This window comes from Sellimonas catena, from assembly GCF_027924685.1.
GTDB classification, from domain to species: Bacteria; Bacillota; Clostridia; order Lachnospirales; family Lachnospiraceae; genus Sellimonas; species Sellimonas catena.
Genome location: NZ_BSBO01000026.1, coordinates 14369 through 37923, shown reverse-complemented (window position 1 = coordinate 37923; position 23555 = coordinate 14369). Strand labels below are relative to the sequence as shown.

The following is a 23555-nucleotide window of genomic DNA, read 5'->3' as shown; positions in this document are numbered from 1 at the left end:
CCCGATATTGACATTGGTGAATGATGAGCATACAATAGTTGTATATACAAGTATTTGGAGGTGTGGGATGTGCTGAGGAGAATTTTTTCTTATATGGGGAAGTATAAGAAGTATGCTCTGTTGGCGATTTTGTGCGTGACGGCGGAATCGTTGTTTGAACTCATTGTGCCGCTGATTATGGCGGACCTGATTGATGTCGGTGTGGTGAACGGGGACAGGCATTATATTTATATGAAGGGGGGTCAGATGGTTATCTGCGCGTTGCTTGCATTGTTTCTGGGGATCGGAAGTTCGCGGTTTTCGGCTCTTGCCGGCCAGGGGCTTGGAGCGGAGCTGAGGAAAGCGGAATATGAGAGTCTTCAGGGATTTTCGTTTGCGAATATTGATCATTTCAGGGTGTCGTCGATCGTGACGAGGCTGACAAGTGATGTGACCAATATCCAGAATTCGGTATCTACGGGACTTCGGCCTTTCTGCCGTGGGCCTGTAATGCTTGTAGCTGCAACGGCGGTCGCATTTTCCATCAATGGGAAGCTTGCACTTGTGTTTCTTGTAGCGCTTCCGATTCTGGCGGTGCTTCTGTTTTCTATTGTGAGTCATGTTCAGCCGTTGTATACGAAGATGCAGACGGCTATTGATCTGGTAAACCGGATTATTCAGGAAAACCTGACGGCGATTCGGGTGGTGAAAGCGTACGTCAAAGGGGAATACGAGACGGAGAAGTTTGATGAGGTAAACAGGAATCTGAAAACCCAGTCGGAAAAAGCGTTCCGTCTGGCGGCGCTGAATATGCCGGCCATGCAGATTGTGATGTACGGCACGATTCTGAGCCTCATCTGGTTTGGTGGCAGGATGATTCAGGTCGGCGGAATGCAGGTCGGGGAGCTGACAGGTTTTCTAAGCTATGTTATGCAGATTTTGAATTCTCTGATGATGATTTCCAATGTGTTTCTGATGATGACCCGTTCCATGGCATCGGGAAGCCGTATTCTGGAGATCATTGATGAAAAAGTGGATATTACCGACCGGGAAGCGGAAGACCACGAGGTAGAGCGCGGCGAGGTTGAGTTTGACCATGTTTACTTTCAATATAGAAAGGACGCACCGGAATATATTCTGTCGGATGTGTCTTTGAAAATCCCGGCAGGCAGTACGTTTGGAATTATCGGTCAGACCGGTTCAGCGAAATCAACGCTGATTCAGCTGATTCCTCGTCTTTATGATGCGACAAAAGGGGAGGTCCGGATCGATGGAATTCCGGTGAAAAAATACAAGGTGGAGCATCTGCGGGACGCAATTGCCGTGGTGCTTCAGAAGAATACGCTTTTTTCCGGCACCTTGATAGAAAATCTGCGGTGGGGCAAGGAAGATGCCACGATGGAAGAGATTGAACAGGCCTGCCGTATTGCCTGTGCGGATGAGTTTATCGACCGGCTTGCAGACGGTTATGAGACGGAAATGGGGCAGGGCGGTGTCAATGTGTCAGGCGGACAGAAGCAGCGGCTTTGTATCGCACGGGCGATTCTGAAGCGGCCGAAAGTACTGATACTGGATGATTCAACGAGTGCTGTGGACACGGCAACCGAGGCGAAAATCCGGACGATGTTAAAAGAGGAACTTCCGGAGATGACGAAGATCATCATCGCCCAGAGGATTTCCTCTGTGCGTCATGCAGACCAGATCCTGATTCTGGATGACGGGAAGGTGTCGGATATCGGTACCCACGAAGAACTTCTGGAAAGAAATGAAATCTATCAGGAAATTTATGAATCTCAAAAGGAAGGAGCGGAGCTTTAATGGCAAGATATCTGGGATATAAAAGACCAAAAGATCTGAAGCGGACAATGGGGCATCTGATGCACTATCTTGGCGGACACAAGTGGATGTTCCTTCTGGTGGCGGTGCTTGTGCTGATCAGTACCGGAGCCAATATTCTGGGGACGTATCTGCTGAAACCGGTTATCAATGAATTTATTCTTCCGGGGGATGTGAAAGGACTTCTGGCGGCGGTAGCGGGTATGGCCGTCCTTTACCTGTGCGGTGTGACGGCAACATTTGGCTACAACCAGCTGATGGTCATCACGGCACAGAAGGTCATCAAGGAAATCCGGCAGGATCTTTTTGCCCACGTGCAGAAGCTTCCACTGAAATATTATGATGCCCATACTCACGGAGAGCTGATGAGCCGGTTCACCAATGACGTAGACACAGTGCAGGAGGCGATGAACAGCAGCTTCGCCATGCTGATTCAGAGTTTCCTTATGCTGGCGGGAACGATTACCATGATGCTGGTATTAAGTGTACGGCTGACGCTGATTGTCGTGGTTTTTCTGCTTTTGATGGCTGCCTTTATCAAGTTTAACGGCAGCAGAAGCCGGAAATACTTTACAAGGCAGCAGGAGGAGATCGGAAAGATCAATGGATTTGTAGAAGAGATGGCGGCGGGCCAGAAAGTGGAGAAAGTGTTCAACCACGAGAAGGCTGATTTCAAGAAGTTCTGTGAGATGAATGAAAATCTCCGGAGGGAATCGACGAATGCCCTGACTTTTGCCGGAATGATGGTGCCGACAATTGTAAGCCTTTCCTTCGTGAATTATGCGGTTTCGGCCTGTGTGGGCGGGCTCTTTGCCCTGTCCGGACTATTGGATATCGGCAGCCTTTCTTCCTATCTCGTCTATGTGCGCCAGAGCGCCATGCCGATGAACCAGTTTACACAGCAGGTGAATTTCCTGCTGGCGGCCCTTTCCGGTGCGGAGCGGATTTTCCAGATGATGGAGGAAGAACCGGAGATTGATGAAGGAACCATCACCCTCTGCAATGTAAGAAGAGAAGGGGATGTTCTGGTGGAATGTGAAGAGAAGACGGGAGAATACGCATGGCGGGAAGAGAAGGAAGATCAGGTGGTGCTCACACCGCTGAAAGGCGATGTGCGTTTTGACAATGTCGTATTTTCCTATGTGCCGAATAAACGGATTCTGAATGGAATTTCGCTCTATGCAAAACCGGGACAGAAGATTGCCTTTGTGGGATCGACCGGAGCGGGAAAGACGACGATTGTCAATCTGATCAACCGGTTTTATGAGATCGAGAGCGGAATGATCACGTATGACGGGATTGACATCCGCAAGATCCGGAAAGATGACCTGCGAAGATCTCTTGCAATGGTCATTCAGGATACCCACCTGTTTACTGGAACGATCGCAGACAATATCAGGTATGGAGATCAGGAAATCACGGATGAGGAAGTCCGGGACGCGGCAAGGATCGCCAATGCGGATTCTTTTATCCGGAAGCTCCCGAAAGGATATGACACGATGCTTTACGGGGACGGCAGCAACCTTTCCCAGGGCCAGAGGCAGCTCCTTTCCATTGCGCGTGCAGCGGCCGTCAAGCCGCCGGTTCTTGTACTGGATGAGGCAACCAGTTCCATCGATACGAGAACCGAGCGTCTGATTGAAAAGGGAATGGATGCCATCATGGAAGGGCGGACCGTGTTCGTCATCGCCCACCGCCTTTCTACGGTACGCAATTCCAAGGCGATTATGGTACTGGAAAAAGGAGAGATCATTGAGCGGGGAAATCACGAGGAACTTCTGGAACAGAAAGGCCGTTATTATCAGCTTTATACAGGACAGTTTGAACTGGAGTAGATGGAAAATGGAAAAAAGTAAGATCAGAGAACTATGGTTTCAGATAAATGCTGCCAGGAGGGCAGCGCTTCGGCCGTATTTTCAGGAAATCGGCCTGAAAGTAGGGCAGGGACAGCCAAGAATTTTGAATTCTCTCAGAAAATATGGTACTATGACACAAAGAGAACTTGCAGACCGGTGTTTTGTGGATGTCACGACGATTTCCAGAACGGTGGACCGGCTTGTAAAAGCGGGGCTTCTGAGAAAGGAGATCGATCCGTCCTGCCGCAGATCCTGTCTGATCAGTCTGACCGAAGAGGGCAGGGAAAAGGCGGAGCAGGTGAAGGAGATTTTTGAAAAAGGGGATGAGATCTGGTGGGAAGCGTTTGACGAGGAAGAGCTGGAAACTTTTTACCGTCAGCTTCAGAAGATGGAAGAAAGTCTGAAAGGAGAACAGACAAAATGAAAACGCTTTATACAAGATGGGGAAAAGACCTGGATACGGAGCATGTCCTTTCAGAGTATCCAAGACCTCTGATGCGCCGAAAAAGCTATATTAACCTGAACGGATACTGGGATTACCGGATCTGCCGGGAATCCGGGAAGCGTCCGCCTGCCTCCTTCGAAGGAAAGATTCTTGTCCCGTTTTCGCCGGAGAGTGTTCTGTCCGGTGTGAAGCGGAGACTCCGCCCGGAGGAAACACTCTGGTATCACCGGACGTTTGAAAATCCGGCGCAGTCGGGAGAACGGATTCTGCTGCATTTTGGCGCAGTCGATCAGATGTGTGTCGTGTATATAAATGGAAGGCGCGCCGGCTGTCATAAAGGAGGATATCTTCCCTTTACCGTTGATGTTACGCGGTATCTGAAAGAAGGGGAGAATGACCTCTGCGTCCGGGTACGCGATATATCGGACCAGAGCTGGCATGCGAAGGGCAAGCAGAAAATTCAAAAAGGCGGTATGTTCTATACGGCTCAGAGCGGAATCTGGCAGACAGTATGGATGGAGGCAGTGCCGCATAATTATATTGAAGAGATCAAGTGCCGGCCGTTTTATGACACCGGGGAAGTGGAGATTACCGTATTTGCCAATGTGGCAAAGAAGGCAAGGATTATTCTGGAGGGAAGAGTCTGTGAGGCCGGAACGAATGAACCTGTCCGGATCCGGTTAAGGGAAAAGCGGAGCTGGACACCGTGGGATCCATATCTGTATGAGTTTGAAGTACGGATGGGAAAAGACAAGGTGAAAAGCTACTTTGCGATGCGTTGCATCACGGTGGAAAAGGATCCGAAAGGCATTCCAAGGATCTGCCTGAACCACGAGATTCTGTTCCAGAGAGGACTTCTGGATCAGGGGTACTGGCCGGACGGGCTTTATACAGCGCCGTCCGATGAGGCGATGATTTTTGATATCAGTCAGGCGAAAAATCTCGGCTATAACATGCTCAGGAAGCACTGCAAAATCGAGCCACAGCGCTGGTACTATCACTGCGACCGTCTGGGAATGCTGGTGTGGCAGGATATGGTTAACGGAGGAGAAGCGTACCATCACTGGTATGTGACTTACGGGGCGACTGCCATGAGTATCTGGCACATTACGGTCACGGACAAGGTAAGACGGCTTCTGTCCAGAAAGAGTGAAAAAGGCCGGGCAGAGTTTGAACATGAGATGAGACAGACAGTACGCACACTCTATGGGCATCCGTCCATCGTCCTTTGGACGCTGTTTAACGAAGGATGGGGACAGTTTGATACAAAAAGGCTTACAAAGGAATTGAAACGTCTGGATCCGACCCGTCTGGTAGATGCGGCCAGCGGCTGGTTCGACCAGAGATGCGGGGATGTGCGGAGTACCCACAACTATTTCTTCCGGCTGAAAGTGAAGACGGAGAAAGAGCGGGCTTCCATTCTGTCGGAATTTGGAGGATTTTCCATGAGAGAAAAAGGGCACAGTGCGTGCCCGGCAATATACGGATACCGGATTTTCCCGGGGAAGAAGAGCCTGTGCCATGCCTATGAAAAAATCTGGAAAGAAGTCAGAAATCTGGAGCGAAAAGGGCTGTGCGCGGCTGTCTACACGCAGCTGTCGGATATTGAAGAAGAAGTAAACGGGCTGTGGACCTATGACAGGGAAGTATTAAAAATCAAGGATTAGAAGGAGGAACGGACCGATGAGAATCATCAACTTTGGATCGCTGAATCTGGATTATACCTACACGGTGGACCATATTGTGGAGCCGGGGGAGACACTGGATACAGCGGAGCGAAAGATTTTCTGCGGCGGTAAAGGGCTGAATCAGTCGATTGCCCTTGCAAGGGCAGGACTGGAAGTCCACCATGCCGGAATGATCGGAGAAGACGGAGAGATGCTGGTGGATCTTTGCAGGAAGGAAAATATTCATACGCATTATATATGGAAAGTTCCGGGACCATCGGGACATACGATCATTCAGGTGGATGAGAGCGGACAGAACTGCATTCTTCTGTATGGAGGAGCAAACCGGAAATTTACCAAAAATTATATCGATGAAGTGCTGGCGGATTTCAGCGAGGAGGATATCGTACTTGTGCAGAACGAGATCAATCTCGTAGATTATGTCATCGAAGCGGCCAGCAGAAAGAAGATGCGGATCATCCTGAATCCGTCCCCGTATAATGAGCAGCTTAAATTCTGTGATCTTGGCAAAGTAAACCTCTTCCTTGTCAATGAGATTGAAGGCGCGCAGATGACAGGAAAAGAAGAGCTGGGGGAAATTCTGGATACTTTGTCCGAACTGTATCCGAAGGCCGGGATTGTGATGACGCTTGGCGGAGACGGATGTGTGTATCAGGATGCATCGAGACGGTTTTTCCAGGACAGCTTCCATGTACCGGTGACCGATACGACCGGAGCAGGAGATACGTTTACCGGATATTTTATCGCCGGACTGGTATCCGGGATGGATGTAAGAGAATGCCTGATCGTGGCCTCCAGAGCGGCGGCCATTGCGGTCACAAGACCTGGAGCGGCTGCGTCGATCCCGACAAAACAGGAGGTCAGGGAAATTGATCTGGATTTTGAAAGACCACAGAAACATGAGACAGAAGAGTAGAAGAAAAGAGCTTTGCAACGCCCGGAGAAAGGGCCGCGCAAAGCTCTTTTTGTGCAATAGAAACAGTTTCTGAAGATCAGTCCTTGTCAGGTTTGGAAAGCACATCCGGGATCGGTACATCGATTTTCCGGTCACGGTAATAGTATTCCCGGTCGTGTTCTCCTACTTCACGCAGTACCCGGCATGGATTTCCTACAGCTACTACTCCGGCCGGGATGTCCTTTGTGACAATGCTGCCGGCTCCGATAACTGTATTGTCCCCGATGGTCACACCCGGAAGGATGACACATCCTGCGCCGATCCATACATTCTTTCCGATATGTACGTCCATGTTGTACTGCATCTCCAGATACCGGAGATTCGGTTCCACCGGATGACCTGCGGTCGCGATGGTGACATTCGGTCCGATCATGGTCTTGCTGCCGATATAAATATGTCCGTCGTCAACAAGAGTCAGATTGAAGTTGGCGTAGACATGATCTCCAAAATGGGTATGATATCCACCCCAGTTGGAACGAAGCGGAGGTTCGATATAGCATCCCTCGCCCAATTCGGCAAACATATCTTTGAGCATTCTGGCTCTCAGTTCCTGGTCGTGCGGTCTTGTCTGATTATAATCATACAGCTTTTCCAGACAGTCAAACTGTTTTTTCATAATTTCAGGGTCGGACGGAAGGTAAAGACGTCCTTCCTCCATTCTTTTTGCGGACTCCTGAGAGTCCATCTGTAAATCCTCTGCATATTCCATGCTGTGTTTCCTCCTCCTTTTTTCCGCTGCTATCCTCTACTATAGTATATTCCGGTGCCGGTGGCAAGGACGGTGTTTCTTTTTTTCATCACAGTTTTGGCACAGAATAGACACAATTTCCTGATAAGGTATTGCATAGACTAAAACAGAGGAGGGAAGCACATTGATCGAAGTCAACGGATTAGTGAAAAAATACGGCAGCCATACTGCTGTGGATCATCTGAACTTTCGAATAGAGAAGGGACATATCTATGGGCTGCTTGGGCCAAACGGAGCCGGAAAGTCCACAACCATGAATATCATGACCGGATATCTCGGAGCAACCGAAGGGGAAGTTCTGATCAACGGCCATGATATTTTAAAAGAGCCGGAACTGGCGAAAAAATCTGTCGGATATCTCCCGGAGATGCCGCCGCTTTATATGGACATGAAAGTGCAGGAGTATCTGATGTTCGCGGCGGAGCTGAAAAAGGTAAAAAAGGCGGACAGAAAGGCTGAAGTCAAAAAAATAATGAAGATGGTCAGGATTTATGATGTGAGAGAAAGGCTGATTAAGAATTTGTCCAAAGGATACCGCCAGAGAGTGGGTCTGGCGCAGGCAGTGCTTGGATTCCCTGAGACAATTATTCTGGATGAGCCGACAGTCGGTCTGGATCCGAAACAGATCATCGAAATCAGAGAGTTAATCAGGGAGCTTGCAAAAGATCATACGGTCATTTTAAGCTCCCATATTCTTGCGGAGATCCGGGAAGTGTGCGATTACATCATCATTATTTCCCAGGGGAAACTGGTGGCAAGTGATACGCCGGAAAACCTGGAAAAGAAATTTTCAGGGAATGCGCCGACCGAGATCGAGACAAGACTGCTTCCGGAAAAAACCGAAGAGATTCTCTCACGGATTCCGGGAATTCAGAAAGTCAGCTATCTGACGTCCGATCCTGGAATCACCAGGGCGGTCATTGAGACAAAAGAGGATGTTGACATCCGGGAGGAGATTTTCCGTGCCTTTGCAAGAGAAGACAGCGCGTTGATCTCCATGTACAGAAAACAGAACACACTGGAGGACATCTTCCTTCAGCTGACCCAGGAAGGAGGGCGTCCACATGCTGGCAATCTATAAGCGTGAGTTTAAATCGTATTTTTACTCCATGACGGGGAGTATTTTCATCGCCTTTCTGACCTTTATGACAGGCATCTACTTCATGGCATACAATTTAAACAGCGGATATCCGTATTTTTCCTATTCGCTGGAAGGGGTCATGTTTATTTTTCTTGTGGCGGTTCCGATTCTTACGATGCGAAGCTTTTCCGGGGAAAGGAGAAGCCGGACCGACCAGCTGCTGTTGACCTCCCCGGTAAGCGTGGGCAAGATGGTAATGGGAAAATATTTTGCCATGGTGACGGTATTTCTGATTCCTTGCGTACTGTTCTGTGCGTATCCGCTGATTATCAGTACACAGGGGACGGCATATTTTAAGAATGATTATACATCGATTCTTGTATTCTTCCTTCTTGGATGTGTATATATTGCCATCGGAAGTTTTATCTCAGCCATGACGGAGAGCCAGATTATTGCGGCCATCGGAACATTTGGTGTCCTGATGGTGATTTATCTGTGGGATGGACTGTTAAGCTTCCTTCCGTCTTCCGCATTTGGAGGGATGGCAGGAATCTGGATGATGCTGACCCTCTGCGTTTTGTTTGTTTACAATATGACCAAAAACGGTCTGCTGAGTGTCGGAATTGAAGGAATCGGTACGATTGTTCTTATTGTGATCTATGTTGTAGACTCTTCTTTATATGAAGGAATTCTTTCCACAATCTTTGAAAAGTTTGCGCTTGTTTCAACGTTTACGAGTGTCGCGGAAAATAATCTTCTGGACATCGGCGGGGTTGTGATGTATCTGACTCTGATCGGGGTGTTTTTATTCCTGACCGTTCAGTCAATACAGAAAAGAAGATTCAGTTAGGAGGGTAAGACATGAAGAAATTGCTGAAAAAATTCCGAAGTCTTCAGACCCGCTATGGATTTTACAGTGTGGGTATGATTGCGGTTGTCATCGTGATCGCAGTTGTCACCAATCTGATTGTCGGGCAGCTCCCTGAGAAATTCAGACAGGTTGATGTCAGCAATAAAAACATTTACGGAATTTCCAAGACATCCAGAAATCTTTTGAAAGATCTGGAATACGATATCAAGTTTACGGTATATGCAGACAAATCATCTACAGACGAGAGAATCAAAACATTCCTGGAACGATATACCGCACTGACTGACAAGATCAGTGTAGAATGGATCAATCCGGTGGATAATCCGCAGGCTCTTCAGGAGAATGAAGATGCACAGTCCAATTCCATTGTCGTTTCCTGCGAGGAGACCGGAAAATCCGCTACAGTTCTGTTTACGGATATTATTGTGCAGGACTACAGCTCCTACTATACGACAGGGTCTGCGTCTGATTCGGAGTTTGATGCGGACGGTCAGCTGACAAGTGCGATCAATCAGATTACAACGGATGTGTCGAAGAAAATCTACTATACAACCGGACACGGCGAGACGACATTATCCACTTCTCTGAGCGATGAACTGGAGAAATCCAGTGTGACAACGGAAGAACTGAATCTTCTGATGGTAGAAGAGATCCCTTCAGACTGCGACCTGATCCTGATCGATGCGCCGACGAGCGATATTTCCGAGCAGGAGGAAACGATGCTTCTGAATTATATGTCAGAAGGAGGAAAGGTCATCTATGTGATGGGTGATGCTTCCACGGAGACGCCGAATCTGAACGCGTTTATGGAACAGTACGGAATGACAAAAACGGACGGCTACATTGCGGATATGCAGCGGTGCTACCAGGGTAATTACTATTATATCTTCCCGGAAATCTCAGCATCGGGAGATCTGGGAGACGGTCTGGAAAGCGATATGGTACTGCTTGTAAATTCAGCCGGATTTACCGTACAGGAAGATTTAAGAGATACGCTTTCTGTGACACAGGTGATGACGACATCCTCAGAAGGATACGCAGTGACGGAAGAGGCACAGACACAGGGAGAATATACTCTCGCAGCTGTCGCGGAGGAAGATGACGCGAAGCTGACCGTGATTGCTTCGGAAAGCATGATCAATTCCCAGATTACGGAGTATTTTTCCAATCTGGATAATTCGAGACTCTTCCTCAATCTCGTTATGAACAATTTTGACGATGTTGAAAATCTTTCCATCAAGGCGAAGAGCCTGTCTGTAGAGTTGAACACCGTGCAGCATGCAGGTTCTATCAGTACAGCGCTGATCTTTGGTGTGCCGGCGGTTGTTCTGATCGGAGGATTTGTGATCTGGATGAAACGTAGAAAAGCATAGGGAGTGGACAGATGAAACAGAAAAAAGGACTTATCATACTTCTGGCAGTACTTCTTGTACTTTGTATTGTTTACTTTGCACTTAGAAGCTACAATCAGAGTCAGAAGGAAGCAGAACAGGCCAAAGCCGAAGCGGAGAAGATCCATGTGGTGGACATTGAAAATCCGGTGGAGATCACTTACTCTTCCGAAGACGGAAGCAGCGTATCTCTTGTAAAAGAAGACGATACCTGGCATCTGAAAGATGATACGGAGACGGCTCTTGTGCAGGATACCATTGAGAATATCGCGGATACAGTATCCGATGTACAGGCTGAGCGGCAGATTGAGGATCCGGATTCTCTGGAAAGCTATGGACTGGATTCCCCTGCTTATACCATTACCGTGACAGGAGAAGATGGCACAACAGAAACCATTTATATCGGAGACGGAGCAGACTCCGATTATTACATGACAACAGGGGACAAGGAAAATGTGTATACGGTATCCTCTTCCCTTCCGAATGTACTGGAGATGAACACGGATAATCTGAAAGAAGAAGAGGAGACAGAATCTACAGAGGATGATGCTTCTGCAGACGACAGTTCTTCGGATGACAGTACATCCGGAGAGGAAAGCACAGATACAGAGAGCGGTTCGGCCGCCGAATAGAAGACCGACCTTTGTCTAAGGTGAACAGCGGGCAGCAGCAGACTGCCCGCTATTAATTTTCATCCAGTACTTGACATAATCAAGTAGTGGGTATAGTATAATAACAGGAGGAGTGATGGAATGAATCCACAGTTTAAAAAAGGAGTTCTGGAGCTGATTGTTTTGGAATCAGTCCGGAACCGTGACATGTACGGATACGAACTGGTGACAGAAGTATCCAAGGTCATTGACGTAAATGAAGGGACCATTTACCCGCTCCTGAAACGATTGACAAACGAACATTATTTTGAAACCTATCTGCGTGAGTCCACAGAAGGACCGCCCAGAAAGTATTATCATTTGACTGCGGCAGGGATTCTCCACCGTGATCAGCTTGAGGCAGAATGGAATGAGTTTCAGGAACGGGTGTGCCGTTTCCTAAAGGAGGGAAAGCATGAATAAAGAAGGGTTTTTAAAAGAATTAAGAGATCATTTAAGAGTGCTGGATGAAAGGGAACAGGAAGATATTATTGATGAGTATGCGCAGCACATTGATCTGAAGATGAAAAGCGGGCTCAGCGAAGAAGAGGCGATCAGCGATTTTGGTAATATCGCAGAGCTGGCAGCCGAAATTCTGGAGGCATATCACGTGGATCCGAAATTTGAAGAAAAGACAAAGGGGATCGTGATCCGTACTCCGGACATGGAAAAAGTTTCTGAGGGGAGCAGAAAACTGGCGGGAAAGGCGGCTGCGTTTTTCGGGAAAATTCTGGAAAAGATCCGGAAAATGAAAGATACAATAGCTGGAAAATGGAGAGCTTTTTCCGGAAAATCCAAACAGAGGACGGAAGGCAGTGAAGAGAAAGAAGGCAGACAGGAGAAAAAGAGCCTGTGGAGGAAAAGTACGGAGATTCCGGTCTGGAGTACGTCCAGGCGTCTGCTTCACAATTGCTGCGTTCTGATCTGGAATCTGAGCTGGATACTTGTTACCTGCTTTCTGATGGGAATGGCGGCTGTCAGTCTGTTTGCTTTTGGAGCCCTGCTGACTCTGGTGTTTTCCGGATATCCGCTTCTTGGGGCGGAGATTTTCTGCTTTGGAGCAGCAGCTTCAGGGGCATCCCTCGGACTTCTGACATTCGGACTTCGAAAAAAGTACAGAAAAAAACCGGAGGGTGAGAGGAAGGCAGAACAGACAGGGGAGGTGTTATAGATGAAGCAGTATCGGAAATTACTTGCCGGAATATTTGCGGGCGGGGTACTGATCAGCGGAATCGGTGCAGGAATCGGATGCGTGGAATTCTTTTCTCTGGACTATGCAGGGGAGAGAACTGTCGGGGAGACGGAGATGACAGTGATGGAAGGAGAGATGAGCTTTACGCCGCCATCTGACGGAGGTACAGTGGATGTATATATGGATTACGGACAGCCGTATCTGAATCTTGTCTGGGATGACTCCGTACCGGAAAACACACTGCACTACAGTATTGAGTACAACAAAAAGCGGGTTGCGCCGGAAGCGTGGCAGGAGGATGCCGAAACACTCGGATTTTATTTCCCGTATATCAATTATGATGAAGTGCGGGATGTGATGGAGTTCAGGGACATCATTCTGGATGATCTGAAAGAACATAAGATTGGAAGCTACAGGCAGAAGGATATTGAGTCCATCGATCTGTACCTGAACCCGAAAGACCGGGAGGAAATTGAAATATGGTAAAACAAGGCCGGAAAGAGTTTTTCCGGTCTTTACTTTTTGAATTTTTTTCTCTGGAAGCAGGTTCATGGGAAAGAAAATGTAAAATTCAGGTAAAATCTACGTAAAATCATGTTAATTTTTCGTATAACCTATTGCGTATTTTCGCGGTTTCTAGTAAATATATAAATGGAATGTTAAAAATAAGTTAGCATTTTGTAAAATCGAGAGGAAAATTCAACTTTTATGGAGGAAAAGAGAAATGAAGTTGACAGACTTTTTTGGCCTGCTTGGAGGACTCGCTTTGTTCCTTTACGGAATGCAGATGATGAGTTCCGGGCTTGAAGCAGCCGCCGGAAACAAGATGAAACGAATCCTGGAAAGGCTGACAGCCAACCGCTTTCTGGGCGTCCTGGTAGGAGCGGGAGTGACAGCCGTGATCCAGTCGTCATCGGCAACCACGGTTATGGTAGTAGGATTTGTAAATTCGGGCATGATGACACTGAGACAGGCTGTATGGATCATCATGGGTGCAAATATCGGTACGACAATTACAGGACAGCTGATTGCGCTTGACATTGGGGCGATTGCTCCGCTGATCGCTTTTCTTGGAGTGGCTTTGATTCTTTTCATTAAAAGTCCGAAGGTACATAATTACGGTCTGATTGTAGCAGGACTTGGTGTACTCTTCCTTGGTATGGAGATGATGAGCTCATCCATGATGCCGCTTCGTGATTCGGAGGCTTTTGTAAGCCTTATGACAAAATTCTCAAATCCGGTGCTTGGTATTCTTGCCGGAGCGGTGTTTACGGCGATTATTCAGTCTTCTTCCGCGTCTGTTGGTATTCTGCAGGCATTGGCATCAAACGGTCTGATCGGACTTCCGAGCGCGGTGTTTGTTCTTTTTGGACAGAATATCGGTACCTGTATTACGGCGGTGCTTGCATCCATCGGGACAAGCCGGAACGCAAAGCGTACGACGATCATCCATCTGACATTCAACATCATCGGAACGATCATTTTTACAACTGTCTGTATTCTGACGCCGCTTACGTCTCTGGTGGAAAGCTGGACGCCGACCAATGTGGCGGGGCAGATTGCCAACATGCATACGTTGTTTAATATTGTCACCACCATTCTTCTGATTCCGTTTGGAAACTATCTGGCATCCTTTGCCGAGAAGGTTCTTCCGGATAAGAAAGAAGAGAAAGTGGAAGGGATGCATCTGGAATACATCCGCCCGGTTGATACGAAGAGGGAAAACCATATCGGTACTTCCGCAATCGCTTTGACAGGAGTTCAGAAAGAAGTAGAACGGATGCTTCAGATGACAAAGGAAAACGTGCACTTGAGTTTTGATGCGGTGCTGGATGGTTCCACCGCCCTCCTTGCGCAGGTAGATGAAAAAGAAGAGTACATCGACTTCCTCAATAAAGAGATCTGCAAATATATTTCCAAGACGATTGTCAATGAGACAAACCAGAAAGATGCCAGATACATGAGTGCTCTGTTCAAAGTATGCGGTAATCTGGAGAGAATTGGAGACCATGCGACAAATCTGTGTGAGTACACACAGATGATGGAAGAAAAGGGCATTGTATTTTCCAGTACCGAGATGGAGGAGATCCGCCAGATGAAGAAAGCAAGTCTTGATGCGCTTGAGATTTTAAGCGATGTCAAGAAGGGAGACACAGAGATCGTGAAGAGGATCGAAGAGGCGGAACAGAGGATAGACGACATGACAGAAAGCTTCCGCCAGGGACAGATCGACCGGATGCAGCAGGGAAAACAGGATGAAGAGGTCAGTATTCTGTATTCCGAGATGCTTACGGATTTTGAACGGATCGGAGATCATATTCTGAATATCGGACAGGAAATGGGACTTGGAAAAGTCGGGGCGTAAAAAGGTGCATAAAACTTTTATTCATAATTGACAAAAACAAGGTTGGATGCTATACTGGCCTTGTATAAAAGGATTGTTACTGGTAAAGCAGGCTATACCGATTGTACACATTTGAGTTAAAATGTGGGAGCGGTATAGCCTATTTTTTGTGCATTTTATGTAGGAGGGCGGATCGTAAGAATGCAGGTTGATAAAGTGATTAACAACAATCTGATCAGATCCCATGATGAAAAAGGACAGGAAGTCCTTGTAATGGGGTGCGGAATCGGCTTTAAGAAAAAGCCGGGAGAGTATATTGATGACGGGAAAGTGGAAAAAGTTTATGTGCTTCAGAAAGAGGAAAGACAGCACATGGAGGAACTGTTTTCTTCCATGCCCCTTGAATGTATCCAGGCAACCAACGAGATCGTGGAGTATGCGACGATTTCCCTTGGAAAGCAGCTCAGCAATTATCTGTATCTGAATCTCTGTGACCACATCCATTTCGCGATTCAGCGGTCGAAAGGCGGAATTCCGATTCAGAATGCCCTGCTTACGGAGATCAAACGGTTTTACAATCACGAATATCAGATCGGGATGGAATCGTTGAACATCATTGAGCGGAAAACAGGAGTACTTCTTCCGGAGGATGAGGCGGGATTTATCGCCATGCATCTGGTCAATGCGTCGATGGACTTTCACGATATGGGCCACACGCAGGAGATGATGAAGATTACCCGGCTCTGGAAGGAATTGATTTCTACCATCATTATAAAGAAGATATCGCCATGTTCGCGGAAATGGGATTTAAGACATTCCGTATGAGCATCGGATGGTCCAGAATTTTCCCAAAGGGAGATGAAGCGGAGGCGAACGAGGCGGGCCTTGCCTTTTACGAGGACGTATTCCGGGAATGTAAGAAATACGGAATTGAGCCTCTTGTGACGATCACCCATTTTGACTGTCCGATGCATCTGATCCGGGAGTACGGCGGATGGAAGAACAGACGGCTGATCGAGCTTTACAAAAAGCTTGTGACCGTGCTCTTTACCCGGTACAAGGGTCTCGTTAAATACTGGATCACCTTCAATGAAATCAATATGATTCTCCATCTTCCTTTTATGGGAGCGGGACTTCAGTTTGAGGAAGGGGAAGATCAGGAACAAGCGAAATATATCAGCGCCCATCATGAACTGGTGGCTAGTGCCTGGGCGACAAAGATTGCACATGAGATTGATCCGGAAAACAAGGTGGGCTGTATGATGGCGGCAGGAAACTATTACCCGTACAGCTGCAGGCCGGAAGATGTCTGGGCGGCTCTCGGAAAAGACCGGGAAAACATGCTCTTTATCGATGTGCAGGCCAGAGGATATTATCCGAACTACGCAAAGAAGCTCTTTGAGAAGAAGAACATCGACCTTGGCATGACAGCGGAAGATGAAGAGATTCTGCGGGAACATACGGTGGACTTCATCAGCTTCAGCTATTATTCTTCCAGGTGCATTACAACACAGGAAAACGTAGGCGAGACCATCGGAAATGCCTTCAAAGGGACAAAGAATCCGTATCTTCCATCCTCTCAGTGGGGCTGGCAGATCGACCCTCTTGGACTGCGTACGACGATGAATACACTTTACGACCGCTACCAGAAACCACTTTTTATCGTAGAAAACGGACTCGGCGCGAAGGATGAGCTGATTCCGGACGGCAAAGGGTCCTGGACGGTGGATGACGACTATCGGATCGAGTATCTGAAGGCCCACATCGAGGCATTCAAGGCGGCCGTGGAAGAAGACGGCGTGGAACTGCTTGGCTATACGACCTGGGGCTGTATCGATCTGGTCAGCGCATCAACCGGGGAGATGAGCAAGCGCTACGGCTTCATCTATGTAGACCGGAAAGATGATGGAAGCGGCACTCTTGCACGTTACCGGAAAAAGAGCTTTTACTGGTATAAACAGGTGATCGAGTCCAATGGAGAAAATCTGGAGCCGCTGAAAGCGTAAAAGAAAGTAAACAACATAGAACGAAACAACACCGGCCCGGAGACGGCAGTGTGGATATGCCCTGCGTCTTCGGGTCTTTTTTCCTGGAACGGGCGATGAGGGGAGAAGCGACCTGATTCCGCTGAGGGATTCTAATTTTATACGAATTCAGAAGCAGGCGAATAATTGAGTGTACCTTTCGACATAATTATGCTATAATCATGTTAAAGGAAGAAAGGAGCTGATATTATGCCAGTTATTATGCCAATTAAAGATCTCCGCAATACAAGTGAGATATCGGATATTGCTCATAAGATACAGGAACCGATTTTTATTACCAAAAACGGATACAGTGATCTGGTCGTAATGAGCAGTGAATTATATGATAAATTTGCAAAAAGCAACCGGATCGATCAGGCAATCTATGAATCCGAAAAAGAAATGGAAGAAGGCGGCGCTTCTATTGATCTCGATGAAGCATTTGAGAAACTGAATAGAAAATATTATGGATAAATATAAAGTCAGATTAAACCAACAGGCATTTCGAGAAATTGATGATATTTTTTCCTACATTGCTTTGGAAAAGTTATCACCGGAAAATGCGAAAGGACAGACAGACCGAATTTGGGCGGCATTAAAGAAATTAGAAACTTTCCCGCAGTCGCATCAAGAACGGAGCGAAGGAAGATACGCCGGAAAAGGATACCGGCAATTACTGATAGATAATTATATTGCCATCTTCAAAATTGATGAATCAAGTAAAACCGTCTATGTTGTGACCGTACAGTATCAGGGACGGAATGTATAAGGAAGAGCCAGAGTAATGAAAAGACTTTGGCTCTACTTCTGTATATAAACTTTTGTAAAGAATATAAAAAAGAGATAGCTGACAACCAACTATCTCTTCTTTGTTATCAATGCGGATAGCAGGACTTGAACCTGTACCCCCTCGCGAGGACTAGAACCTGAATCTAGCGCGTCTGCCCATTCCGCCATATCCGCCTGACAAAAGATACTATATCATATAATTGTTCTTTTTGCAAATACTTTTTGAAAAAATTTAAAAATTTTTTTGGTAGGCGGTTTTCTACTGCATTTTGGGCATCCTGGATGCCGCTGCCGGTTATTTTTTCCTGTTCCGCACAAGAAAGAGATGCTGCCAGAACAGATGCAGAAGAAACGCGCCGAAAACAATAACGGCAAGATAGCAGAGGATCCGGACCGGATTTGGAAATCCGCGGGTCAGATCCGAAATGATGACCTGGGACATCTGATAGTACGGACTAATATAGAACATATCGATGTCGTGCGTCCGTCCGATTGTAAGATTGATGACCGTGGCAGCACTACAGAGAACCGCAAACAGGATGACAGAGGAGGAAAAGCCATGCCAGGTATGATCGCTGATGGCGGAAAGACCGCAGAAGATCCCCACGGCAATCAGGAGCAGATGCCACAGATAGGAATGGCACGTGAGCGCAGGAAGCGGGTAGTGCATTCCGCTCGTATCGAGAAAGGCTCCGATTCCGCTAAGAAGAGAAAAGTCCATTAAAAAGGTAAGAAAGATCCGGCGGAGGCGGGAAGCATGGACAACAGGAAGAAGCAAAAGCAGATACATCGGAACGGAGCAGAGCTGAAATGGAAAGTACCACCAGTTGTAGCTTCCGCCGCCGAGAACGAAAGTCAGAGTCCACTGTTTCCAGATCTCGCTTGCCGCCATCACAAGCCCTGTATAAAAAAGAAAGCGTTCCGAACGGTCCAAAGACCGGAGACCTCTCATACAACATTCCTCCTCCCGTTTTCGTATGAATTCATACTGAAATAGTATAAGAATATTTTACCACAATATACAAAAAGAAGAGCAGGTGAAAAAATGGTTGACAGAAAAGATATAAGTATTATAATGAGGGTGCCTGATCAAAGAAGGATACGATAAAATAAAACAGGATCATCTGAGGATACGCGGCCGCAGCTGCGGGATCAGAGAAGATGTCGGGTGCGCCCGGTTATTTGTAAGAGATAACCGGGCGCACTTTTTTTATTTAACAGGAATCTTCGTTCCCTGTTAAATAAAAACGCTCCGCGGGATGCGCACTCGCGCAAAGCAGAAATTTGTTGCTAAAGCGACCGCGCTCGGCGCGAGAGTTCCGCAGGCGGAACTCTTTATTCTAACAGGAAAGTGAGGACGAAATCATATGGAACAGTTACATAAAATCAAATTGCTGGAAGACCGTCTTAACCGGCTGGAATCAAACGACAGGGACAATTTTTACATCTGCCGCAAGATCAAACGCAGAATTGCAAGACTTCGAGAGGAAATAAAAGGGGAAGGCGCTTAAAAGCAGCGGTTCTTTGATCAGGCACAGTCAGAAAAAAGCGGGCTGTCCGCAAAGGGAAAACAGAGGGCAGACAGGGGAGTAATGTAAAAACAGGGTTGACAACCGGGCATTTGTGTAATATAGTTTGATTATCAAAGTATTTTAAGTTCAAAATAAAAGTTTGGAGAAAACATATGATAGGAAAAATATGCGGGACGGGATCTTATATCCCGCCTAAAATTTTGAGCAATAATGACCTGTCTGAGATGGTTGAGACGAATGACGAGTGGATCCGTGAACGGACCGGCGTGAGAAACCGCCACATCGCAGAGCATGAGACCGCCTCTTTCATGGCGGCGGAGGCGGCAAAGAGGGCACTGGAAAACGCCGGGGTCTCTCCGGAGGAGATCGATCTGATTCTTGTCGCATCTTCTTCGCCGGACGTAATCTTCCCGAGCGTAGCCTGTGAGGTGCAAAAAGAGATCCGGGCGGTGAATGCGGCGGGATATGACATGCAGGCAGCCTGCACGGGATTTGTCTTCGCATACCAGAGCGCGCAGGCCTACATTGCGGCAGGATTTTACAAGACGATTCTGGCTATTGGAACTGAGACGCTGTCTTCTATGGTGGACTGGACTGACCGGGGTACCTGCATCCTGTTCGGTGACGGCGCAGGCGCGGCAGTGATCCGGGCAGCGGAAGGAACAGCATATCTTCCGGCAGCACATTCCGATGGATGCAGGGGAGACGCACTTGTCTGCAGGAGCAGATTTTCATCGGAGTTTGTGGAAGCGTTTAAGAAGACCGGAGAGACACCGAAGGATACTTACATCAGTATGGACGGAAGAGGCGTATTCCAGTTTGCAGTCAAGAGTGTTCCGCAGATTGTGACGGAGGTGCTTGACAAGGCAGGGCTTGGAACGGAGGATATCGACTGGTTCATCCTTCATCAGGCCAACAAAAGGATTGTGGAATCTGTTGCAAAACGCCTGAAGACAGACATCGGGAAATTTCCGATGAATCTGCAGGAGTACGGCAACACCTCATCCGCGAGCATTCCGATTCTCCTCGATGAGATGAACCGGGACGGACGGCTTGAAAAAGGGCAGAAAATCGTGATTGCAGGATTTGGAGCAGGACTCTCCTGGGGAGCATCCATTCTGGAATGGTAATACAGGTAATTACCGGCAAAGGCCGGATTACAATAGAAAACATGAAAAAAGAAAATGAAAAGTAAAAGGAGACTACCACTATGTTAGAAAAAGTAAAAGAAATCGTAGCAGAAAATCTTGGAGCAGACATCAATACACTGACAGAGGAGACATCTTTCAAAGATGATCTTGGAGCAGATTCTCTGGACCTGTTTGAAATGGTAATGGCACTGGAAGAAGAATACGGAAAAGAAATTCCTACAGAAGATCTGGAGCAGCTTACAACGATCGGTGAAGTAGTAGATTACTTAAGCAAATAATAACGCATCTTTACTGCCATCCGGTCAGGTGCCTTTTTGGCGAAGGCCGGGTGGCAGAAACATATTGCTGGAAAACAGATAAGGAAGGGATATTGGGATGAAGACAGAAATTACAGAGATCCTGGGTATTGAATATCCGATCATTCAGGGCGGAATGGCCTGGGTGGCAGAACATAAACTTGCAGCGGCTGTATCCAATGCAGGCGGACTTGGATTGATCGGTGCGGCAAGCGCTCCGGCAGACTGGGTAAGAGATCAGGTTAGAAAAGCAAAAGAGCTGACTGACAAACCGTTTGGAGTGAACATCATGCTGATGAGCCCGTATGCCGACGACGTGGCAAAAGTCATCGTGGAAGAGGGCGTCAAAGTCGTGACAACCGGTGCCGGAAGCCCGGAAAAATACATGAAAATGTGGAAGGAAGCAGGCGTAAAGGTCATCCCGGTTGTAGCAAGCGTGGCTCTGGCAAAGAGAATGGAGCGCTGCGGAGCAGATGCCATCGTGGCAGAGGGAACAGAAGCAGGCGGACACATCGGTGAAAATACAACGATGGTTCTCGTGCCGCAGGTGGTTGACGCAGTCAACATTCCGGTCATCGCAGCAGGAGGAATTGCAGACGGACGCGGCATGGCAGCGGCATTTATGCTTGGCGCAAGAGGAATGCAGCTTGGAACCGGATTTGTTGTTACAAAAGAATCCCAGGTTCATGAAAATTATAAAAACAGCATTATCAAGGCAAAAGACATTGATTCCCGTGTAACCGGACGTTCCACAGGACACCCGGTACGTGTACTCAGAAACCAGATGGCAAAAGAATACATCAAAAAAGAACAGGAAGGCGCGACATTTGAGGAACTGGAACAGATGACGCTGGGCGGCTTGAGAAGAGCAGTCGTAGACGGAGACGTCGTAACAGGAAGCGTGATGGCAGGACAGAGCGCGGCGATGTTCAAAGAAGTGCTGACCTGTAAAGAGTTTATCGAGAAGCTGGTAAGCGAGACAGATGCACTTATCAAAGGAGCGGGATTCTATGAGTAAGATAGCATTTATCTACCCTGGACAGGGAGCCCAGAAAGCAGGAATGGGCAAGGATTTTTATGAAAACAGCGAAAGCGCAAGAGCCGTATTTGACAGAGCATCCGAAATTCTGGATCTCGACATGAAGGAACTGTGCTTCGAGGAGAACGACAGACTGGATCTGACAGAGTACACGCAGGCGGCGCTTGTGACAACCTGTCTTGCCATGACAAAAGTGGTAAGCGAACACGGCATCAGGCCGGACGTCACAGCGGGATTAAGCCTTGGCGAATACTGCGCCATTGCTGTTGCGGGCGGCATGTCCGGGGAGGACGCAATCCGCACAGTGCGTAAAAGAGGAATTTTGATGCAGAATACAGTGCCGGCAGGTGAGGGAGCCATGGCGGCAGTTCTTGGAATGGAAGCATCAGCCATCGAAGAAGTGATTGAGGACATCGAAGGCGTAACGATCGCAAACTACAACTGTCCGGGACAGATTGTAATTACCGGAGTGACTGCCGGTGTGGAAGACGCATCGGAAAAGCTGAAAGCGGCAGGGGCAAAACGTGTTGTAATGCTCAATGTCAGCGGACCGTTCCACTCACCGCTTCTGAAAAGTGCAGGAGAAGAGCTGTTAAAAGAACTGGAAAACGTAGAAATCCACAAGCTTGAGATTCCGTATGTGACCAATGTGACAGCGGAATATATACAAAACGAAGAAGAGATCAAAGGCCTTCTGGGACAGCAGGTATCCTCATCTGTAAGATGGGAGCAGAGCATCCGGAAGATGATCGAGGAAGGTGTAGACACTTTCGTGGAAATCGGACCGGGAAAAACACTGGCCGGATTTATGAGAAAGATCAGCCGTGACGTTGCCATGTACAATATCGGAACATGGGAAGACGTGGAAAAAGTAGCAGAAGCGCTGAAATAAGATCAGATCCGAAGCGGTCTGAAATTTGATATACGTAAGGAGTATAGAGTATGACAGAGCAGAAAGTAGCAGTAGTGACAGGAGCATCAAGAGGCATTGGAAAGGCGATCGCGATGGAGCTTGCAAGAAGAGGGGCACTTGTGATTGTCAACTACAACGGCTCCAGAGAAAAAGCGGAAGAGGTGAAGGCACAGATCGAGGCGGAGGGAAATAAAGCCGAGATCAGACAGTGCAACGTAGCCGATTTTAAAGCCTGCGAGGAAATGTTCCAGGAGATTATCAGCACCTACGGACGGGTGGACATCCTGGTAAACAATGCAGGAATCACAAGAGACGGACTTCTGATGAAGATGAGTGAAGAAGATTTTGATGCTGTTGTAGACACGAACTTAAAGGGAGCATTTAACTGTATCCGGTTTGCTTCCAGACAGATGCTCAAGCAGAGAAGCGGACGCATCATCAGCCTTTCCTCTGTCGTAGGGGTGTATGGAAATGCGGGACAGGCAAACTATGCTGCATCCAAGGCGGGAATCATCGGACTTACGAAAGCATGCGCAAAAGAGCTTGCTTCCCGCCACATCACGGTCAATGCCATCGCGCCGGGATTTATTGAGACAGAAATGACGGAAGTATTGTCGGAGAAAGTGAAAGAAACAGCGAAAGCGCAGATTCCGTTCGGTACATTCGGACAGCCGGAAGACATCGCAAAGACAGCGGCGTTTCTGGCATCGGATGACGCACGGTATATCACCGGACAGGTCATCTGTGTAGACGGCGGAATGTAAAAAGCGAAGAA

The 23555-nt window shown here is 47.7% G+C and carries 24 protein-coding genes, 1 tRNA gene and 1 pseudogene; 23 read left to right on the top strand and 3 right to left on the bottom strand.

Features of this window, described 5'->3' with window-relative positions; all coding sequences use genetic code 11:
• Positions 1–72 precede the first annotated feature (72 nt).
• Genes Selli1_RS12430 through Selli1_RS12410 form a run of 5 tightly spaced genes read left to right on the top strand, consistent with a single transcriptional unit; the run spans position 73 to position 6720 of the window.
• Positions 73–1797 (top strand): ABC transporter ATP-binding protein, encoded by a 1725-nt coding sequence (locus Selli1_RS12430; RefSeq protein WP_347563036.1) that lies wholly within the window; start codon positions 73–75, stop codon positions 1795–1797.
• On the top strand, positions 1797–3650 hold the full coding sequence (locus Selli1_RS12425; RefSeq protein WP_138372573.1) for an ABC transporter ATP-binding protein: 1854 nt from the start codon (positions 1797–1799) through the stop codon (positions 3648–3650). Before Selli1_RS12430 ends, Selli1_RS12425 begins: the two co-directional genes overlap by 1 nt.
• A 7-nt stretch (positions 3651–3657) precedes the next feature.
• Complete coding sequence (locus Selli1_RS12420; protein ID WP_242960073.1) at positions 3658–4095, top strand: MarR family winged helix-turn-helix transcriptional regulator; 438 nt, start codon at positions 3658–3660, stop codon at positions 4093–4095.
• Positions 4092–5783, top strand: a complete 1692-nt coding sequence (locus tag Selli1_RS12415) for a glycoside hydrolase family 2 protein (protein WP_087167153.1) — start codon at positions 4092–4094, stop codon at positions 5781–5783. The genes Selli1_RS12420 and Selli1_RS12415 overlap by 4 nt, the downstream gene beginning before the upstream one ends.
• Before the next feature lie 16 nt (positions 5784–5799).
• A complete protein-coding gene (locus Selli1_RS12410; protein ID WP_138372571.1) occupies positions 5800–6720 on the top strand; it encodes a ribokinase in 921 nt (306 codons plus the stop codon).
• A gap of 76 nt (positions 6721–6796) precedes the next feature.
• On the opposite strand, the gene Selli1_RS12405 is transcribed toward Selli1_RS12410, so the two are convergent.
• Positions 6797–7468 (bottom strand): sugar O-acetyltransferase, encoded by a 672-nt coding sequence (locus Selli1_RS12405; protein WP_207670219.1) that lies wholly within the window; start codon positions 7466–7468, stop codon positions 6797–6799.
• A gap of 163 nt (positions 7469–7631) precedes the next feature.
• Here Selli1_RS12405 and Selli1_RS12400 point away from each other — a divergent pair, with 163 nt between their 5' ends.
• The 12 genes and pseudogenes from Selli1_RS12400 (at position 7632) to Selli1_RS12345 (ending at position 17829) form a co-directional block, all read left to right on the top strand.
• On the top strand, positions 7632–8588 hold the full coding sequence (locus Selli1_RS12400; protein ID WP_138372570.1) for an ABC transporter ATP-binding protein: 957 nt from the start codon (positions 7632–7634) through the stop codon (positions 8586–8588).
• Positions 8572–9438: an ABC transporter permease gene (locus Selli1_RS12395; protein ID WP_138372569.1), complete on the top strand. Its 867-nt coding sequence runs from the start codon at positions 8572–8574 to the stop codon at positions 9436–9438. Before Selli1_RS12400 ends, Selli1_RS12395 begins: the two co-directional genes overlap by 17 nt.
• Positions 9439–9449: 11 nt before the next feature.
• A complete protein-coding gene (locus Selli1_RS12390) occupies positions 9450–10832 on the top strand; it encodes a GldG family protein (RefSeq protein ID WP_281873138.1) in 1383 nt (460 codons plus the stop codon).
• An 11-nt stretch (positions 10833–10843) separates the two neighbouring features.
• A complete protein-coding gene (locus Selli1_RS12385) occupies positions 10844–11482 on the top strand; it encodes a DUF4340 domain-containing protein (protein WP_138372567.1) in 639 nt (212 codons plus the stop codon).
• Positions 11483–11602: 120 nt separating this feature from the next.
• Positions 11603–11923 (top strand): PadR family transcriptional regulator, encoded by a 321-nt coding sequence (locus Selli1_RS12380; RefSeq protein ID WP_087167159.1) that lies wholly within the window; start codon positions 11603–11605, stop codon positions 11921–11923.
• Positions 11916–12671 carry a DUF1700 domain-containing protein gene (locus Selli1_RS12375; protein WP_087167160.1) on the top strand — a complete coding sequence of 252 codons (756 nt, stop codon included), beginning with the start codon at positions 11916–11918 and terminating at the stop codon, positions 12669–12671. The genes Selli1_RS12380 and Selli1_RS12375 overlap by 8 nt, the downstream gene beginning before the upstream one ends.
• The gene (locus Selli1_RS12370; protein ID WP_087167161.1) at positions 12672–13178 is read left to right on the top strand and encodes a hypothetical protein; all 507 of its coding nucleotides are present in this window, start codon (positions 12672–12674) and stop codon (positions 13176–13178) included. It abuts the gene before it with no gap.
• Positions 13179–13416: 238 nt separating this feature from the next.
• Complete coding sequence (locus tag Selli1_RS12365; protein ID WP_087167162.1) at positions 13417–15057, top strand: Na/Pi cotransporter family protein; 1641 nt, start codon at positions 13417–13419, stop codon at positions 15055–15057.
• Positions 15058–15237: 180 nt separating this feature from the next.
• Complete coding sequence (locus Selli1_RS12360) at positions 15238–15861, top strand: PRD domain-containing protein (protein ID WP_138372565.1); 624 nt, start codon at positions 15238–15240, stop codon at positions 15859–15861.
• A pseudogene (locus tag Selli1_RS12355) lies at positions 15762–17042 on the top strand (6-phospho-beta-glucosidase); the annotation flags it as partial. The gene Selli1_RS12360 and the pseudogene Selli1_RS12355, both read left to right, overlap by 100 nt.
• A 228-nt stretch (positions 17043–17270) precedes the next feature.
• Positions 17271–17534: a type II toxin-antitoxin system prevent-host-death family antitoxin gene (locus tag Selli1_RS12350; RefSeq protein ID WP_087167165.1), complete on the top strand. Its 264-nt coding sequence runs from the start codon at positions 17271–17273 to the stop codon at positions 17532–17534.
• A complete protein-coding gene (locus Selli1_RS12345) occupies positions 17527–17829 on the top strand; it encodes a type II toxin-antitoxin system RelE/ParE family toxin (RefSeq protein ID WP_087167166.1) in 303 nt (100 codons plus the stop codon). The genes Selli1_RS12350 and Selli1_RS12345 overlap by 8 nt, the downstream gene beginning before the upstream one ends.
• 110 nt (positions 17830–17939) lie before the next feature.
• On the opposite strand, the gene Selli1_RS12340 is transcribed toward Selli1_RS12345, so the two are convergent.
• Both Selli1_RS12340 and Selli1_RS12335 read right to left on the bottom strand, forming a co-directional pair.
• A tRNA-Leu gene (locus Selli1_RS12340) sits at positions 17940–18023 on the bottom strand.
• A gap of 121 nt (positions 18024–18144) precedes the next feature.
• A complete protein-coding gene (locus Selli1_RS12335) occupies positions 18145–18801 on the bottom strand; it encodes a TMEM164 family acyltransferase (protein WP_087167167.1) in 657 nt (218 codons plus the stop codon).
• Between the two features lie 415 nt (positions 18802–19216).
• Here Selli1_RS12335 and Selli1_RS12330 point away from each other — a divergent pair, with 415 nt between their 5' ends.
• The 6 genes from Selli1_RS12330 to fabG all read left to right on the top strand — a co-directional run bounded on the left by Selli1_RS12330 (position 19217) and on the right by fabG (position 23544).
• Entirely contained in the window at positions 19217–19360 is a 144-nt protein-coding gene (locus Selli1_RS12330) for a hypothetical protein (protein WP_171027862.1), read from the top strand.
• Positions 19361–19533: 173 nt separating this feature from the next.
• Positions 19534–20511: a beta-ketoacyl-ACP synthase III gene (locus Selli1_RS12325; RefSeq protein WP_281873133.1), complete on the top strand. Its 978-nt coding sequence runs from the start codon at positions 19534–19536 to the stop codon at positions 20509–20511.
• 80 nt (positions 20512–20591) lie between these two features.
• A complete protein-coding gene (acpP, locus tag Selli1_RS12320) occupies positions 20592–20810 on the top strand; it encodes an acyl carrier protein (protein WP_087167169.1) in 219 nt (72 codons plus the stop codon).
• Between the two features lie 97 nt (positions 20811–20907).
• A complete protein-coding gene (gene fabK / locus Selli1_RS12315) occupies positions 20908–21846 on the top strand; it encodes an enoyl-[acyl-carrier-protein] reductase FabK (protein WP_087167170.1) in 939 nt (312 codons plus the stop codon).
• A complete protein-coding gene (gene fabD, locus Selli1_RS12310) occupies positions 21839–22759 on the top strand; it encodes an ACP S-malonyltransferase (RefSeq protein WP_281873131.1) in 921 nt (306 codons plus the stop codon). Before fabK ends, fabD begins: the two co-directional genes overlap by 8 nt.
• Positions 22760–22809: 50 nt before the next feature.
• On the top strand, positions 22810–23544 hold the full coding sequence (gene fabG / locus Selli1_RS12305; RefSeq protein ID WP_087255023.1) for a 3-oxoacyl-[acyl-carrier-protein] reductase: 735 nt from the start codon (positions 22810–22812) through the stop codon (positions 23542–23544).
• Positions 23545–23555 lie beyond the last annotated feature (11 nt).

What these genes read in the sequence shown, in the direction of transcription:
- Selli1_RS12350 (WP_087167165.1), top strand. Translation starts at nt 17,271, where the DNA reads ATGCCAGTTATTATGCCAATTAAAGATCTCCGCAATACAAGTGAGATA.
- Selli1_RS12415 (WP_087167153.1), top strand. Translation starts at nt 4,092, where the DNA reads ATGAAAACGCTTTATACAAGATGGGGAAAAGACCTGGATACGGAGCAT.
- Selli1_RS12345 (WP_087167166.1), top strand. Translation starts at nt 17,527, where the DNA reads ATGGATAAATATAAAGTCAGATTAAACCAACAGGCATTTCGAGAAATT.
- Selli1_RS12405 (WP_207670219.1), bottom strand. Translation starts at nt 7,468, where the DNA reads ATGGAATATGCAGAGGATTTACAGATGGACTCTCAGGAGTCCGCAAAA.
- Selli1_RS12425 (WP_138372573.1), top strand. Translation starts at nt 1,797, where the DNA reads ATGGCAAGATATCTGGGATATAAAAGACCAAAAGATCTGAAGCGGACA.
- Selli1_RS12395 (WP_138372569.1), top strand. Translation starts at nt 8,572, where the DNA reads ATGCTGGCAATCTATAAGCGTGAGTTTAAATCGTATTTTTACTCCATG.
- Selli1_RS12375 (WP_087167160.1), top strand. Translation starts at nt 11,916, where the DNA reads ATGAATAAAGAAGGGTTTTTAAAAGAATTAAGAGATCATTTAAGAGTG.
- Selli1_RS12325 (WP_281873133.1), top strand. Translation starts at nt 19,534, where the DNA reads ATGATAGGAAAAATATGCGGGACGGGATCTTATATCCCGCCTAAAATT.
- Selli1_RS12385 (WP_138372567.1), top strand. Translation starts at nt 10,844, where the DNA reads ATGAAACAGAAAAAAGGACTTATCATACTTCTGGCAGTACTTCTTGTA.
- Selli1_RS12390 (WP_281873138.1), top strand. Translation starts at nt 9,450, where the DNA reads ATGAAGAAATTGCTGAAAAAATTCCGAAGTCTTCAGACCCGCTATGGA.
- Selli1_RS12335 (WP_087167167.1), bottom strand. Translation starts at nt 18,801, where the DNA reads ATGAGAGGTCTCCGGTCTTTGGACCGTTCGGAACGCTTTCTTTTTTAT.
- fabK (WP_087167170.1), top strand. Translation starts at nt 20,908, where the DNA reads ATGAAGACAGAAATTACAGAGATCCTGGGTATTGAATATCCGATCATT.
- fabD (WP_281873131.1), top strand. Translation starts at nt 21,839, where the DNA reads ATGAGTAAGATAGCATTTATCTACCCTGGACAGGGAGCCCAGAAAGCA.
- Selli1_RS12420 (WP_242960073.1), top strand. Translation starts at nt 3,658, where the DNA reads ATGGAAAAAAGTAAGATCAGAGAACTATGGTTTCAGATAAATGCTGCC.
- Selli1_RS12370 (WP_087167161.1), top strand. Translation starts at nt 12,672, where the DNA reads ATGAAGCAGTATCGGAAATTACTTGCCGGAATATTTGCGGGCGGGGTA.
- Selli1_RS12360 (WP_138372565.1), top strand. Translation starts at nt 15,238, where the DNA reads ATGCAGGTTGATAAAGTGATTAACAACAATCTGATCAGATCCCATGAT.
- acpP (WP_087167169.1), top strand. Translation starts at nt 20,592, where the DNA reads ATGTTAGAAAAAGTAAAAGAAATCGTAGCAGAAAATCTTGGAGCAGAC.
- Selli1_RS12330 (WP_171027862.1), top strand. Translation starts at nt 19,217, where the DNA reads ATGGAACAGTTACATAAAATCAAATTGCTGGAAGACCGTCTTAACCGG.
- fabG (WP_087255023.1), top strand. Translation starts at nt 22,810, where the DNA reads ATGACAGAGCAGAAAGTAGCAGTAGTGACAGGAGCATCAAGAGGCATT.
- Selli1_RS12365 (WP_087167162.1), top strand. Translation starts at nt 13,417, where the DNA reads ATGAAGTTGACAGACTTTTTTGGCCTGCTTGGAGGACTCGCTTTGTTC.
- Selli1_RS12380 (WP_087167159.1), top strand. Translation starts at nt 11,603, where the DNA reads ATGAATCCACAGTTTAAAAAAGGAGTTCTGGAGCTGATTGTTTTGGAA.
- Selli1_RS12410 (WP_138372571.1), top strand. Translation starts at nt 5,800, where the DNA reads ATGAGAATCATCAACTTTGGATCGCTGAATCTGGATTATACCTACACG.